Raw genomic sequence first — 13879 nt, 5'->3', positions numbered from 1 at the left:
TTCCGGTAGCCATTGGCGCCGTTCATTTTTGTCGCGTTGCCGACAGTTCCAGACTTGGGGAGAAAGCATGAACCGTAGTATCCAGAAGCGTGCCTTGGCGTTGGCGCTGGTCGTGGCGATGGGGAGCGTCCACGCGCAGTCCACCAGCGGCAGCATCGTCGGCAGCGTGGGGCAGAGCAGCGGCACCAGCGTGCTGGTGGAAAACAACAGCGGTTTTACCCGCGAGGTGCCGGTAGATGCGCGCGGCCGTTACACCGCCGGCAATCTGCCGCTGGGTACCTACAAGGTCACGGTCAAGCGCGATGGCACAGCGGTGGAAACCCGCGAAAACGTCGCGATCACCGTTGGCGCCAACACCGATGTGTCGTTCGCCGCCGCTGCGGGGAGCGGGATGCAGACCCTGGATAGCGTCACCGTCACCGCCGCGGGCCTGACCACCATCGACGTCAGCAGCGTGGACACGCGCACCGTGGTCACCGCCGAGCAGCTGCAGCAACTGCCGCTGGGCCGCACTGCCGAAGCCATCGCCTTGCTGGCGCCGGGCGTGGTGGTCAACAGCGGTGGCTTCGACAACGGCCCGCTGGGCGGTTCGCTGCCCAGCTTCGGCGGCTCGGCCGCCAGCGAAAACGCCTATTACCTCAATGGCTTCAACACCACCACCATCAGCAACAATCTTGGCGGTCTGACCCTTCCGTACGGCGCCATCGACCAGCAGGAAATCTTCACCGGCGGCTACGGCGCGCAATACGGCCGCGCCAACGGCGGCGTGATCAACCAGATCGGCAAGCGCGGTACCAACGAGTGGAAGTTCGGCGCAGCGGTGATCTGGGAGCCGAACGGCCTGCGCGCCAATCAGCGCGACATCTACTGGCGCCCGGATGCGCAGGCCAGCACCGTCAACAACGCCGCCTATCGCTATGCGCGCGCAGCCAACGGCCTGTACCAGCCGGCCAGCGAGGCCGAAGCCAACCAGACCACCTACAGCGCCTATGTCGGCGGGCCGATCATCCAGGACAAGCTATTCTTCTTCCTGGCAGCAGAGCAGGTGGATTCGGACGGCGTGCGCGTCGGCACCAATCGCGACACCGACAACGGCCGTACCGGTGGCCTCACCGACTACGACTACAAGCAGAAGCGCTGGTACGCCAAGGTGGACTGGAACATCACCGACAATCATCTGATCGAGGTGACCGGCGCCAGCGACGAGGCCGAAACCAACGGCTCCATCTACCGCTACGATTACCTGGCACGTGAGCGTGGCAGCTATATCACTAACGACGCGACCTGGAAGACCGGCCCGACCCTGTTCACCGGCAAGTACACCGGCTATCTCAGCGACAACCTCACCGTGACCGCGCTGTACGGCAAGATGAAAACGCCTGACGAGCTGACTCAGTACAACTACAACGCTGAGGATGGCCCGTTCATCGACAGCACCGCATTGCAAAATCCTGCCTACACGGGCGGTACTCCCATAGAAGGACGGCAGCCGGTAAATACGGCGATCACGTCGCCTGACCGTGCCTACAAGAAGGACAATCAGCGTCTGAACCTTGAGTGGCGCATCGGTCACCACACGCTCAACTTCGGTATCGACAACCAGAAGTCCGAGGGTATCGATGTTGGTTCCCAATTACGTGGCCCTGGATACTCGTGGACTTACGGCCAGACCGATGATCCTAACGGTGTAGGGACGGGCGGACTGGTCAGCCAGTCTGCCAACGAAGCTGGCGGCATCGGTGCGCCGAGCCCGGGCCTGGTCGATCCGGTCAACGGATCGAGCGGTTATTACGTGGTGCGCAACATCAATACCAGCCTGTATTCGTACGAGGCCAAGCAACGCGCCTATTACATCGAAGACAAGTGGCAGGTCACCGACAACGTGTTGCTGAGCATCGGTCTGCGCAAGGACGAGTTCACCAACTACACCCCGTCCGGCGACCCCTACATCGAAGTGGACAATGCCTGGGCGCCGCGCTTGGGCTTCAGCTGGGACGTCAACGGCGATTCCAGCCTGAAGGTGTTCGGCAACATCGGCCGTTATTATCTCGGCCTGCCGCTGTCGGCAGTAGGTCTGTTCACACCTCAGATCACCACAGATACCTATTTCACCTACAGCGGCATCAACGCCGACGGCACGCCGATTCTTGCGCAGCAGCTGGGTTCGGCCGTGTCGGCCAACTCGCGCTTCGGTCGCATCGCCGATGTACGTACCGCGGTGGTCAAGGACATCGAAGGCGAGAACCAGGACGAGATCATCCTTGGTTTCACCAAGCAGCTGGATACGGGCTGGGTGCTGGGCGTGCGCGGCACGCATCGCCGCCTCAATGCGGGTATCGACGATCAGAACTACGACGTCTCCAACACTGCGTTGATCGCTGCCGCCGCCGCGCAGGGCGTGACCATCGACTTCTCGCAGGTTGCCGGTGCATCGCTGATCAATCCCGGCCAGACCAACACCTGGGGCGTGATCGGCACCGATGGCCAGTTCCATGAAGTGGCGGTAAGCCGCGAGGCGGCGGGTTTCCCGAAGTTCAAGCGCAATTACTCGGCAGTCGAATTCAACCTGGAGCGTCCGTTCGACGGCAAGTGGTACGCCAAGGTCAACTACGTCTGGTCGCATAGCTACGGAACCACCGAAGGTCAGGTACGTTCGGATCTGTGGCGCACCGGCGGAGCACTCGGCAGCTATCAGGGCCAGGCGTCGGTCTCCACCACGCAGAGCTGGGATCATGCGGCGCTGATGGAACACTTCAACGGCGATCAATCCAACGATCACCGCCATCAGCTCAAGTTGTTCGGCTTCTACCAGTTCAATCCGCAATGGGGCGCGTCGGCCAACTTCAGCCTGATTTCGGGCGCGCCGCATAACTGCCTGGGCAACTACTACGGCGACAACTACCCCGGCACGGATCCGGCCGGCTACGGTGGCAGCGCGATCACCGGCGGGCCGTACCACTACTGCTACAACCCGGAAACCGGTACCGGCGTGGCATCGCCTCCGGGTTCGCAGGGGCGTCTTGGCTGGATCGCGCAGCTCGACATGGGGGTGACCTACAAGCCGGCATTCGCCGCCGGCAAGCTGGCACTGCGCTTCGACGTGTTCAACATCACCAACGAGCAGACGGCAACCAACATCTACCCGTTCTCGCAGCTGCCCGACAACACCACTAACCCGCTATGGGATCAGGTCGTCGCCTATCAGGCACCGCGCTCGGGCCGGGTGACGCTGAGCTACGACTTCTAATCGCGTTGGGCGATGGAGTCAAAACCGGCAGCGACGCGTGATGGCACGCGTCGCTGCTTTTTTGGGTGATCGGGCTCTAACCAGCTTCAATCGTCTGAATAAGGCGCGCGACCCGCGCGACTTTTTACCGGATCACGGCCAACGCTCTGGTGCAGCGAGGGCAGCGCGCCCTCGGCCCACTGAGCTTTTGCCTGCATCTATCCGATGCGACGACTCGATCACTCGGTTGTCTTGAGTGGGGTGGACGATGCGGATAGATCAGGTGTAGAGCGGCTGATATGCGGCTTTGCTGCAGGGCCCTTGCCCGCCCACCGTCGCGGGACACGCCGCAAGTACGTCCGTGTAGGGCTCTTATGCGGCATCCATGCCGCGTAAGGTCCCGCGACGGTAGGCGGGCAAGGGCCAGTCGAGATGGTCGGTGTGCATGTTTTCAAGCAACCAGCAAACTGTCTGGTGCGGTTTCCTCGCCGATTGCGGGACCGTTGGCTGCAAAGATGCCGCCATTGAGCCCCCAGGGACGGGGTCACGGCGTGTCCCCCGAGGGGCGAGAGCAGCGCGCACTTGAGTTCTTTGCGTTTGCTGCAGGGTCCTTACCCGCCCACCATCGCGGGACACGCTGCAAGTACGTCCTTGTAAGCTCTTACGCGGCATCCATGCCGCGTAAGGTCCCGCGACGGTGGGCGGGCAAGGACCAGTCGAGTTGGTCGGTGCGCATGGCTTTTAACAAAGCAGCCAGGAAACTCTCTGGTGCGGTGTCCTCACCGATTGCGGGACCGTGTGGCGGCATGGATGCCGCCACCGAGCCTCCAGGGACGGATTCACGGCGTGTCCCGCGAGCGGTGAGGGCACCGCGCCCTCGACCAAACAAGCTTTTGACCTGAGCTTGCGACTGCATCAAACATCGCTACGACTCGAAATCCTGATGGTCTTGCGTCTTGGACAGCACGTGTCGCCGGCAACTCTGTCGTCTGCCAGCAGCGCTACTGCGCAAACCCGGCCCGATATGCCTGCACTGCTGCGACCGGATCCGGCGCGGCGTACACGCCACTAACCACCGCAATCAACTCGGCGCCTGCTGATACCAACTCCGGCACCTGCGCAGCCGCGATGCCGCCGATCGCCACGCGTGGCACTCCCAGCGCAGCGGCCTGCTGCAACAGCGCAGGCGAGGCGCGACGTGTCGTCACCTTGGTCGTGGTCGGGAAGAACGCACCGAAGGCCACATAGCTCGCACCGGCCGCCACCGCCGCCTGCGCACGCGCGATCTCGTCGTAGCACGACACCCCGATGATGGCTTGTGCGCCCAACAACGCGCGTGCCGCTGACACCTCGCCATCGTCTTCGCCCAGATGCACGCCCTGCGCGCCCACCTGTAACGCCAACTGCGCATCGTCGTTGATGATCAACGGCACACCGTGCGCAGCGCAGGCCTCGCGCAGCGCGCTGGCCTGTTCCAATCGTAGCGGTGTGGTGGCCTGCTTGTTGCGGTACTGCAGCCAGGTGACGGCAGGCAGCAGCGGCCGCGTGCGCGCGAGCAGGCGCGCAGTGTCGGGCTCGTCTGGAGTGATCAGGTAGACGCCGCGGGCGTTGTGCAGGTCGGGCATGGCAGCGCTTCCGGAAGCGGTGGGTGGGATGGGACAATGCAGTCCCACCGTTGCGTGACCGCGATTATCCGATGAGCGAGACATCCACGACCACCTACCGCACCTGGATGTGCGTCGTCTGCGGGTTTCTCTACCACGAGGCTGACGGCATCCCCGAAGAAGGCATTGCCCCGGGCACCAGCTGGCAAGACGTCCCGGAGACCTGGACCTGCCCCGATTGCGGCGTGACCAAGGACGACTTCGAGATGATCGAGATCGGCTGAGGCGCTTGCAGCGCAGTTGAGTGACTGCGTTTTTCGCGCCAGAACCTCGCCTGCGCCCGCTCGCGCGACGCCGACGAACGCGCAGTTGGCAGTGATTTCAGTGCGCGTGCGCGCGCTGACCGTTCAGCTCGACCAGATGCTCATGCAGATTGCCCGCATCCTGCGCACCGGGATTGAGCACCAGATAGCGCGACAGATCGTGGCGGGCGCCGTTGCGGTGGCCCAGATGCAGATAGGCCATGCCGCGGTCGCGCAGCGCTTCTGGCTGATCCGGCACCAACTTCAATATGCGATCTGCGCTACGGGCGGCACGGTCCCAGTGCTCGGCATCGGCGTACACACCGTGCAGATTGCGCAGGATGCGGATCAGGATCGCGCGGTGCGGCGCCGGGTCGAGAATCTGCGCCAGGGCGCGGTCGTCGGGAACCTCGCCACCCAGATGCGGACGCGCACGCTCGCGCAACTCGTCCACACCCAGCGGGCGACCGCCGTTGAACGGGTCCATGACCAGCACACCGTCGTCCACCGGCAAACGCACCAAGAAATGCCCGGGAAACGACACCCCCGCCAGCGGAATGCCCAGCCGGCGCGCGACTTCGATCTGCACCATCGCCAGCGAGATCGGGTTGCCCAGGCGGCGCTCGAAGACCTGATTGAGGTAGCTGTTGCGCGGGTCGTAATACTCGTCGTGATTGCCCGAGTACCCCAGCTCGTCGAACAGATAGCGATTCACGGCGGCCATCTTCAGCGGCCACAGATCGATCGCCTCTACCTCGCGGCGCAGGTGCTCGACGTGGCTTTGCACCAGCGTGTCGTACAGCTCGGCATCCAGCTGCGGATACTCGTCGCGCGCGATCAGCAGCGCGGTGGACATCAACGGCACTGCGTCGTCGTCCAGGCTGGCGAGCGCGGTCCAATGGGGAAGTGGGAGCATGTCGACCATGCTGCCAAGAGTGTCGGCAAGCGGCGCGTGGTTCAAGTCCGGTGCTTCCTGACAGGAATGGCCTGTGGGGTGAGATTTACTTGAGCTTCGGGATGTCCGGGCTGACGTTCAGCGTGGCGCCGTCCTGCAGATTGAGCTTGGCGGCCTGGCCGGCATTGAGCTCCAGCACGTAACGGGCGGGCTGCTTGCTGGGGTAGGGCGGGCAGGCATCGCCGGCCGAGCAGGGCGGCACGTCGCGCTGCTGCGATACCAGCCGGCGCTGGTTGTCGAAATACAGGATATCCAGCGCGATCTTGGTGTTCTTCATCCAGTACACCAGCGGTTCCTGACGGTCGTGAATGAACAGCATGCCGTGATCGTCGGCCATGGCATCGCGGAACATCAGGCCCTTTGCGCGATCGGCGTCGTTCTGCGCCAGTTCCACCTGGTAGCGCGTGCCGGCCAGTTCCACCCACGTGCTGCCGGCGCTGGCGCAGCCGCTGAGCAGGATCAGACAGGCGAGGGCGAGAAAGCGAACATGGCGCATGCGGCGTACCAACGGACGGGAATGGCGCACCATCTGCCAAGCGGCCGCGTGCGTCAAGCCGGCGTGGTGGGGCCGGTCATTGCGTGCAATAGGTGGCCGGCCCGCAGTGGCTTCGCGCCGCAGGCCGGAAATGCGCGCGCGAACGCGCGCTTGTCACCGCTTAGATCACGCGCGGCGGTTCGCCACCGACGATCACCACATCGGCCGGGCGACGCGCGAACAGGCCCACGCAGACCACGCCAGGAATCTGGTTCAAACTGCGCTCCAGCGCCACCGGGTCGGTGATCTGCAGGTTGTGCACGTCCAGCACCACATTGCCGTTGTCGGTGATTACGTTATCGCGCCACACCGGCTGGCCACCGGTGAGCGCCAGGATCTGACGGGCCACCAAACTGCGCGCCATCGGAATCACTTCCACCGGCAGTGGGAAAGTGCCCAGCACCGGCACCTGCTTGCTCGGGTCGATGATGCAGATGAAGCGCTCGCTGGCCTCGGCGATGATCTTCTCGCGCGTCAACGCCGCGCCGCCGCCCTTGATCAGGCAGCGGTTCGGGTCGCACTCGTCGGCGCCGTCCACATACAGCGACAGGTTGCCGGTGTGATTGAGATCCAGCACCTCGATACCGTGGCGCTTGAGCTGCGCGCTGCTCTGCTCGGAGCTGGACACTGCCCCCTTGATGCGATGGCCGATGCGGCCCAGTGCGTCGATGAAGTAGGCCACCGTCGAGCCGGTGCCCACGCCGACGATCATGCCGTCTTCCACGTAATCGATCGCTTTTTCGGCAGCCAGGCGTTTTGCTTCGGACATGGGTGAGAGCTCGGGATTGGGGAATCGGGATTGGGGAATCGCGAGAGCGGCTGGGCTGAGCCGGGATTTGCAAATCTCAAATCCCGAATCTCTACTCCCGGCTACTCCATCGCCAGCAACAATTTCCACTGCGCGGCGGTCACCGGCAGGATCGACAGGCGGTTACCGCGGGCGATCAGCGGGAAGCCTTCGCCCAGCGCACCGGCCTGCTGCTTGATTTCGTCCAGCGCAATCGTGCGCTTGAGTTTGCGCTCGAAGGCCACGTCCACCAGCATCCAGCGCGGATCTTCGCGGCTGGCCTTGGGGTCGTGGTAATCGGATTTGGGGTCGAACTGGGTGTCGTCCGGGTACGCCGCGCTGGCGACCTTGGCGATGCCGACAATGCCCGGCACCTTGCAGTTGGAGTGGTAGAAAAACACCCCATCGCCCACATGCATGCCGTCGCGCATGAAATTACGCGCCTGGTAATTGCGCACGCCGTTCCACGGCTCGGTGCCGACGCGCTCCAGATCATCGATGGAAAACGTGTCCGGCTCGGACTTCATCAACCAATAGCGCTTGCGGGCAGTCATACGGACACGGTGTCGTCTTTCAGGAAGATGGCGCGTTCGGTGCAGACGGCATCCACCGCCACGTCCCACGATTCTGCGGGCAAGGCGGGAACCTGTTGCGCAGCGAAGCCGACGCCGACCAGCCAGGGCGGCGGCGCCTGGCGATGCCGAAACGCGAAGCTGCGATCATACCAGCCGCCTCCCATGCCTAGCCGCCGGCACTGCGCATCGAAGCCGGTCAGCGGCGTGATCACCAATGCCATCTCTTCGGGTGCAAGCAGCTCGGCGCGCTCCACGTCCGGCTCGGGGATGCCGTAGCGGTTGCTGACCAGGCCCTGGCCTGGCCGCCACGGCGCGAAGCGCAGCACGCGGCCGTCCAGCACCGGCAGGCAATAGCGCACGCCGGCCGGCAGGCTCAGTTGCCAGCGGTGCAATGCGATTTCGCCATCCATCGCCCAGTACCCGGCCACCGCACCGGTCTGCGGCGCGAACGGTAGCGCCAGCAAGCGTTCGGCCAGCGCATCGGCGGCCGCCAATCGCTGCGTCGCCGGCAGGCTGCGGCGCTGCGCACGCAACTGCTGGCGCAATGCATCTCGGTCGTCGGTCATGGGTGTCTCATGGCGGAAGGGATGATGCATTGTTTCAGACACACAAAAAGAAACGACGCCCGAAGGCGCCGTTTCAGATTTGCATTCTCCGCCATGAACGATGCGGGCGAAACGACCTTGAACCCGGGGTTCAAGTGGGGACGTTGTGAGGCCATCGGGCTTCCCGCTACAAGGCGGACTTGCACTCCCGGCTTCGTCGCGCCCCCGTGGTCGTAATTAAGGGACAAGGCGAATGTTTTGCACGCTGTCGTTTACAGCAGAGAACGCAGGTGAAGTATAGACCTCTGCTGCGCGTTGGCTAGCCCATTCGTCGGTCGGCACGATTGAAAATTCATATTTGCGACGACAGTGCGAATTGCACTCAACGCGGTGTGTCGGCCACGCTGTCGAGACGACGATTCAAGTTGTCCAGCGTGTTCGCCAACTCACGCTCGTAGAGCGCTTGCTGTTCGCGCAGTTGCTGCAATTCGTGCGCCAGATTGAGCGCAGCCAGAACTGCAACGCGATCCACCGCCGCCATGCGATTGCTGCCGCGGATCTCGCGCATGCGCAGATCCAGCAGGCGTGCCGCGGCAGTGAGACTCTCGCGTTCGTCTGCGGTGACGCCAACCGTGTATTCACGATCCAGAATACGCACGCTGACCGGCTCGTTGTTGCTCACGTGTGTTGCTCCAGTGACTTCAAGCGCACGATCATCGCTTCCACGCGCGAGCGCGCCTGTTCGTTCTTGGTCAACAACTGCGCACGCTCGCCGATCAACTGCTCCTGCTGATGACGCAGGCTGCGGTTCTCGTCGGTCAACCGTTGGGTGCGCTCGACCAACGCCTCCACGCGGGCGGTAAGTGCGCGGAGTTGGGCGAGGGCGGCAGCGTTGTCCATGCGCTCACGATAGGGGCGCGTGCGCGCGGCGGTCAAGCGCGCGATCACGGCCCGCTCACCCGCCGTCAGGCCAATCCAGACAAGGGCTGTCGCTGACCTGAGCTAAGCCGGCGTCGTGCGCGTGGAACGCTGCATGGAACGCGGCAGTAGCAGCCGGGGCGGGGTGCCTTGATACACTGGGAAGTCTGATCGCCGGCCGGTGTGCCGGACCCTTCTGTTCTTAGCCTGGATGACCTGATGGATTTGCCTGACGTAACCGCTGTGCAAAACGAGAGTCGCCAGTTGGCGCTGGCGTCCTCTGCGGCGGAGTTGCACGGTGGGCTGTGCGGGTGGCTCTCCGGTGGTGGCGCCGACAGCAGCGACTGGCTGGGGCACGTGCTGGCCGACGTGGCGCAGGTGCCGCCCAAGCAGGGCGGCGCACTGGACCAGATGCGGCAGGCCACGGTGGCGCAGCTGGAAGACCGCGATTTCGCCTTCGAGCTCCTGTTGATCGACGACGGCGCACCGCTGGCGGCGCGTACCGATGCCTTGTTCGACTGGTGTCGTGCCTTCCTGGGCGGGTTCGGCCTGGCTGCAAAGCAGCGCCCGGCACTGACCGAAGAGGGTGAAGAAGCCCTGCAGGACCTGGCGCGGCTGGCGCAGGCCTCCAGCGACGATTTCGATGCCGCCGACGAAGACGACACCGCGCTGGCGGAGATCGAGGAGTTCGTGCGCGTGGCGGTGCTGTTGCTGCATGGCGACTGCGTGATGGGGCCGCGTTTCCGCCAACGTTTGAACTGACCGCACGACCGACATGAAAAAGCTCACCGGGATCGGCGCGGCCGAATACGCTCGCCGGCGCAAGCAGTTGATGCAGATGGCCGGCGAGCAGGCGATTCTGATCCTGCCGGCCGCACCCGAGCGGGTGCGCAGCCACGACACCCATTACCCGTACCGGCAGGACTCGGATTTCTGGTATCTGAGCGGCTTTCCGGAGCCTGAAGCGGTGCTGGTGCTGGTGCCCGGGCGCAAGCATGGCGAGGCGATCCTGTTCTGCCGCGAGCGCAATGCCGAGCGCGAAGCCTGGGATGGCCCGCGCGAAGGTCAGGAGGGCGCGGTGGCGCATTACGGCATGGACGATGCGTATCCCATCGACGATGTCGACGAGATCCTGCCGGGGTTGCTGGAGGGCCGTAGCCGCGTCTACTACCACTTCGGGCGCGATGTCGATTTCGATCTCAAGTTGATCGGCTGGCTCAAGCGCGTGCGCGAGCAGGTGCGCCACGGCGCGCAGCCGCCGCACGAATTCCTGGAATTGGGGCATCTGCTGCACGAGCAGCGGTTGTTCAAATCGCGCGATGAAATCGCGTTGATGCAGCAGGCCGCCGACATCAGCGTACGTGCGCATCGCGCCGCGATGCGATTGGCACGGCCGGGCGTGCATGAGTACGAATTTCAGGCCGAGGTCGAGCGCGAATTTCGCGCCGCCGATGCGTGGCCGGCGTACGGCAGTATCGTCGGTACCGGCAGCAATGCCTGTGTGCTGCACTACCGCGCCAACAATGCGCGCAGCCGCGATGGCGAGCTGGTGCTGATCGATGCTGGCGCCGAATATCGCGGCTATGCAGCCGATATCACCCGCACCTTTCCGGTCAATGGCCGCTTCACGCCGGCACAGCGCGCGCTGCATGATCTGGTCGGCGCGGCGCAGGCTGCCGCACTCGCGCAGGCGCGCCCTGGCGTAGCGTACGAAGCCGGGCATCTGGCCGCAGTGGAAACCTTGACCGAAGGATTGCTGCGCCTGGGGTTGCTCAAGGGCACGCTGGAACGCAACATCGCCGATGGTCATTACAAGCGCTTTTATCGGCACAAGACCGGCCACTGGCTGGGCCTGGATGTGCACGATGTAGGCGACTACCGGCTGGCGGGCGACTCGCGCCTGCTCGAGCCGGGCATGGTATTCACCATCGAACCGGGGCTCTATATTTCCGCCGACGACACCACGGTGGAGGCCAGGTGGCGCGGCATCGGCATCCGCACCGAAGACAACGTGCTGATCACCGCCGAAGGCCATCGCGTGTTGACCGATGCGCTGGCGCGCAGTGCCGACGAGATCGAAGCGGAGATGGCCGGCAGCGTTGCGTAATGTTGCGTCCAACGCGTGTCTCATCGACGACGCGTCGAATCGGGTTTATCGCCTTACTTAGAACAGCTAACAGAACGACTTCATGCTGGCCTACTGCGGTGCGGCTGATCTGCGGCCTGACTGCAGGGCCCTTGCCCGCCCACCATCGCGGGACACGCTGCAAGTACGTCCCTGTAAGCTCTTCTGCGGCATCCATGCCGCATAAGGTCCCGCGACGGTGGGCGGGCAATGACCAGTGGAGATGGTCGGTGTGCATGGTTTTCAACAAAGCAACCGACTGACTTCTGGTGCGGTGTCCTCGCCGATTGCGGGACCGTGTGGCGGCATGGATGCCGCCACCGAGCCTACATGGAGGTACTTGCGGCGTGTCCCGCGAGTGGCGAGGGCACCGCGCCCTCGACCGACTCAGCGGTTGACCTGGGCTTCTGACGGCAATCACCAAGATGCGGCTGACAAAACCCTGCGCTCACTGTTAGGCATCCGCTCAGTCGTTTTATTAGCCGATCTTACTGCCCCAACCGCGGTGTCTGAGTGGGTTCGGGTGGCTGAACCTGCTCAGCTGGCGATGCAAGCTGCTGTGTGCGCGCGAACGACTGCTCTTCCGGCGTGCTCAATGCCTGTTCGGTCTTCATATGCGCGCGCAGATGCGCCGGGTTGGCAGGATCGCCTTGCACCACGAACACATTCTCGCCGCCATGCACACCTTTGTTGTTGGCCTCGCTCATCAGTACGTGATCCACGCGCGACAAGCCGCCTTCCTTGGCCAGCGGCAGCAACGCGGCAGTCAGCCGCGCGCTGGTCTGGTCGGGCTCGCGCCCATGTACGGCATCGATCGCGTGCACACCGCGTTCGATCTGCTGATACATCGGATGGTCCGGGTGCGAGGGTTTACGTGGATCGTTCATGGCGATGCTCCGTGCTGTGCAGAATAATTTATGGTGCGGCAAACACCGGCCGGGTGAGATTTTCGGGAGCGCCATCAGTGCACACCACTTCGTCTTCGATGCGGATGCCGCCGTAGAGTTTGAAGTGGTCGACGCGTTGCCAGTCGATGCTGGCGGCGTGGCCGTTCTTCTTCACTTCGTCCAGCAGCATGTCGATGAAGTACACGCCCGGCTCGATGGTGACCACCATGCCCGGTTCGAGCACGCGAGTCAGGCGTAGGTACGGGTGACCGGCTGGGCGCTCGATGCGGCCGCCGCGGTCGCTGGCTGCGAAGCCGGCGACATCGTGCACCTGCAAGCCGATCAGATGGCCCAGCCCGTGCGGGAAGAACGCGGCGCTGACACCGGTGGCGAGCGCGGCCTCCGGCGACACGGCGAGAATGCCGAAGTCCTTGAGGATGCCCATCAACGCCAGATGCGCCTCCACATGCAGCTGCTTGTAATCCACGCCCACGCGCACGTTCTGGCCCATGCGGATCTGTGCGGCGTCGACTGCATCGATGAATGCCTGGAATTCGCTGCCCGGGTCGGCGGCATAGGTGCGGGTGATGTCGCTGGCGTAGCCGTAGGCCGAAGCGCCGGCATCGATCAAAAAGCTGCGTAGCGGTTGCGGCGGCTGCTGGCCGAGTTCGGTGTAGTGCAGCACTGCGCCGTGTTCGTTGAGCGCGATGATGTTGCCGTACGGCAGTTCGTTGGCGTCCTGGCCCACGGCTGCGCAATACGCCATGTGGATGCCGAACTCGCTCTGGCCTGCACGGAATGCCGCTTCGGCGGCGCGATGGCCGCGCACTGCCAGCTGCTGGGCAATGCGTAGCAGTGCGAGTTCGTACGGGGTCTTGAAGGCGCGCTGGTAGTCCAGGTAATCGATCACCGGCTGCGGATTGTTGGGCACATAGGCGCCGAGCGCACTCTGCGCTTCGCCGAGAATCGCGCAGCGCTCGGGCTGTTTGGACAGCAGCGTCAATGCTTCGTCCGGGGTACGGATGATGTGGATGTCGCAGTGCTCCACCCACCAGCCGCTGGGGGCGTCGGGCACCACATGCCAGTAGTCGAACGGCTGGTAGAAGATCACTGTCGGGCGCCTGCCCGGGGTGTAGATCAGCCAGCTGTTGGGCACCCGCGTCAGCGGCACCCAGGCCTTGAATTGCGGGTTGACCGCGTATGGGTAATCGCGGTCGTCGAACACCTGGTAATGCAGGCTGCCGCTGGGCACGACCAGGTGATCGAAGCCGCCGCGTTGCAGCGCCTGATCGGCGCGTGCGGTCAGCGTGCGCAGGTGGTCGGAATACAGGTGGCTCAAGGACGGCTGGGTCATGCGGGGCTCGATCGGCAATGCAAAGGCAATGCGCAATTTTGCCGCAATCCTGGCAGCGGCGCTGTG

The 13879-nt window shown here is 64.0% G+C and carries 14 protein-coding genes and 1 other RNA gene; 4 read left to right on the top strand and 11 right to left on the bottom strand.

The window, feature by feature from the left end:
- Positions 1–67 precede the first annotated feature (67 nt).
- Positions 68–3247: a TonB-dependent receptor domain-containing protein gene (locus NMB96_RS00765; protein ID WP_255085928.1), complete on the top strand. Its 3180-nt coding sequence runs from the start codon at positions 68–70 to the stop codon at positions 3245–3247.
- Between the two features lie 980 nt (positions 3248–4227).
- Here the strand turns inward: NMB96_RS00765 and thiE are convergent.
- Entirely contained in the window at positions 4228–4851 is a 624-nt protein-coding gene (thiE, locus tag NMB96_RS00760; RefSeq protein ID WP_043889409.1) for a thiamine phosphate synthase, read from the bottom strand.
- A 23-nt stretch (positions 4852–4874) separates the two neighbouring features.
- Between thiE and NMB96_RS00755 the strand changes: the two genes are divergently transcribed.
- Complete coding sequence (locus NMB96_RS00755; protein ID WP_023904980.1) at positions 4875–5114, top strand: rubredoxin; 240 nt, start codon at positions 4875–4877, stop codon at positions 5112–5114.
- A 97-nt stretch (positions 5115–5211) separates the two neighbouring features.
- Here NMB96_RS00755 and NMB96_RS00750 read toward each other — a convergent pair whose 3' ends face one another.
- The 8 genes from NMB96_RS00750 to NMB96_RS00715 form a co-directional block, all read right to left on the bottom strand.
- Positions 5212–6093: a SirB1 family protein gene (locus NMB96_RS00750; RefSeq protein WP_023904979.1), complete on the bottom strand. Its 882-nt coding sequence runs from the start codon at positions 6091–6093 to the stop codon at positions 5212–5214.
- A 40-nt stretch (positions 6094–6133) separates the two neighbouring features.
- Positions 6134–6583: a DUF192 domain-containing protein gene (locus NMB96_RS00745; RefSeq protein WP_043889868.1), complete on the bottom strand. Its 450-nt coding sequence runs from the start codon at positions 6581–6583 to the stop codon at positions 6134–6136.
- A gap of 160 nt (positions 6584–6743) precedes the next feature.
- Complete coding sequence (rpiA, locus tag NMB96_RS00740) at positions 6744–7391, bottom strand: ribose-5-phosphate isomerase RpiA (protein WP_023904977.1); 648 nt, start codon at positions 7389–7391, stop codon at positions 6744–6746.
- Positions 7392–7492: 101 nt separating this feature from the next.
- Positions 7493–7963 (bottom strand): EVE domain-containing protein, encoded by a 471-nt coding sequence (locus NMB96_RS00735; RefSeq protein ID WP_023904976.1) that lies wholly within the window; start codon positions 7961–7963, stop codon positions 7493–7495.
- The gene (locus tag NMB96_RS00730; RefSeq protein WP_043889408.1) at positions 7960–8550 is read right to left on the bottom strand and encodes a 5-formyltetrahydrofolate cyclo-ligase; all 591 of its coding nucleotides are present in this window, start codon (positions 8548–8550) and stop codon (positions 7960–7962) included. Before NMB96_RS00730 ends, NMB96_RS00735 begins: the two co-directional genes overlap by 4 nt.
- Before the next feature lie 81 nt (positions 8551–8631).
- Positions 8632–8816: non-coding RNA, 6S RNA (gene ssrS / locus NMB96_RS00725), on the bottom strand.
- Positions 8817–8911: 95 nt separating this feature from the next.
- Positions 8912–9211, bottom strand: coding sequence for a cell division protein ZapA (locus tag NMB96_RS00720; RefSeq protein ID WP_006451377.1), 300 nt, complete (start codon positions 9209–9211; stop codon positions 8912–8914).
- The gene (locus tag NMB96_RS00715; protein ID WP_043889867.1) at positions 9208–9429 is read right to left on the bottom strand and encodes a TIGR02449 family protein; all 222 of its coding nucleotides are present in this window, start codon (positions 9427–9429) and stop codon (positions 9208–9210) included. Before NMB96_RS00715 ends, NMB96_RS00720 begins: the two co-directional genes overlap by 4 nt.
- A 237-nt stretch (positions 9430–9666) precedes the next feature.
- On the opposite strand from NMB96_RS00715, the gene NMB96_RS00710 reads away from it, so the two are divergent.
- Together NMB96_RS00710 and NMB96_RS00705 are read left to right on the top strand one after the other, a co-directional pair.
- On the top strand, positions 9667–10209 hold the full coding sequence (locus NMB96_RS00710) for a YecA/YgfB family protein (RefSeq protein WP_023904973.1): 543 nt from the start codon (positions 9667–9669) through the stop codon (positions 10207–10209).
- Between the two features lie 13 nt (positions 10210–10222).
- A complete protein-coding gene (locus NMB96_RS00705; RefSeq protein WP_255085924.1) occupies positions 10223–11554 on the top strand; it encodes an aminopeptidase P N-terminal domain-containing protein in 1332 nt (443 codons plus the stop codon).
- Positions 11555–12060: 506 nt separating this feature from the next.
- On the opposite strand, the gene NMB96_RS00700 is transcribed toward NMB96_RS00705, so the two are convergent.
- On the bottom strand, positions 12061–12459 hold the full coding sequence (locus tag NMB96_RS00700) for an XVIPCD domain-containing protein (RefSeq protein WP_255085922.1): 399 nt from the start codon (positions 12457–12459) through the stop codon (positions 12061–12063).
- A gap of 28 nt (positions 12460–12487) precedes the next feature.
- Positions 12488–13813: a Xaa-Pro dipeptidase gene (pepQ, locus tag NMB96_RS00695; protein WP_255085919.1), complete on the bottom strand. Its 1326-nt coding sequence runs from the start codon at positions 13811–13813 to the stop codon at positions 12488–12490.
- Between the last annotated feature and the right edge of the window lie 66 nt (positions 13814–13879).

The organism is Xanthomonas hortorum, assembly GCF_024339125.1.
Taxonomy (GTDB): domain Bacteria; phylum Pseudomonadota; class Gammaproteobacteria; order Xanthomonadales; family Xanthomonadaceae; genus Xanthomonas; species Xanthomonas hortorum.
Note: the sequence above shows the minus strand (reverse complement) of the source record. Positions and strands in the feature narration are given on the sequence as shown.

Coding starts and splice junctions, on each gene's coding strand:
- pepQ (WP_255085919.1), bottom strand. CDS start 13,813: ATGACCCAGCCGTCCTTGAGCCACCTGTATTCCGACCACCTGCGCACG.
- NMB96_RS00765 (WP_255085928.1), top strand. CDS start 68: ATGAACCGTAGTATCCAGAAGCGTGCCTTGGCGTTGGCGCTGGTCGTG.
- NMB96_RS00745 (WP_043889868.1), bottom strand. CDS start 6,583: ATGCGCCATGTTCGCTTTCTCGCCCTCGCCTGTCTGATCCTGCTCAGC.
- NMB96_RS00700 (WP_255085922.1), bottom strand. CDS start 12,459: ATGAACGATCCACGTAAACCCTCGCACCCGGACCATCCGATGTATCAG.
- NMB96_RS00705 (WP_255085924.1), top strand. CDS start 10,223: ATGAAAAAGCTCACCGGGATCGGCGCGGCCGAATACGCTCGCCGGCGC.
- NMB96_RS00715 (WP_043889867.1), bottom strand. CDS start 9,429: ATGGACAACGCTGCCGCCCTCGCCCAACTCCGCGCACTTACCGCCCGC.
- NMB96_RS00710 (WP_023904973.1), top strand. CDS start 9,667: ATGGATTTGCCTGACGTAACCGCTGTGCAAAACGAGAGTCGCCAGTTG.
- rpiA (WP_023904977.1), bottom strand. CDS start 7,391: ATGTCCGAAGCAAAACGCCTGGCTGCCGAAAAAGCGATCGATTACGTG.
- NMB96_RS00735 (WP_023904976.1), bottom strand. CDS start 7,963: ATGACTGCCCGCAAGCGCTATTGGTTGATGAAGTCCGAGCCGGACACG.
- NMB96_RS00730 (WP_043889408.1), bottom strand. CDS start 8,550: ATGACCGACGACCGAGATGCATTGCGCCAGCAGTTGCGTGCGCAGCGC.
- thiE (WP_043889409.1), bottom strand. CDS start 4,851: ATGCCCGACCTGCACAACGCCCGCGGCGTCTACCTGATCACTCCAGAC.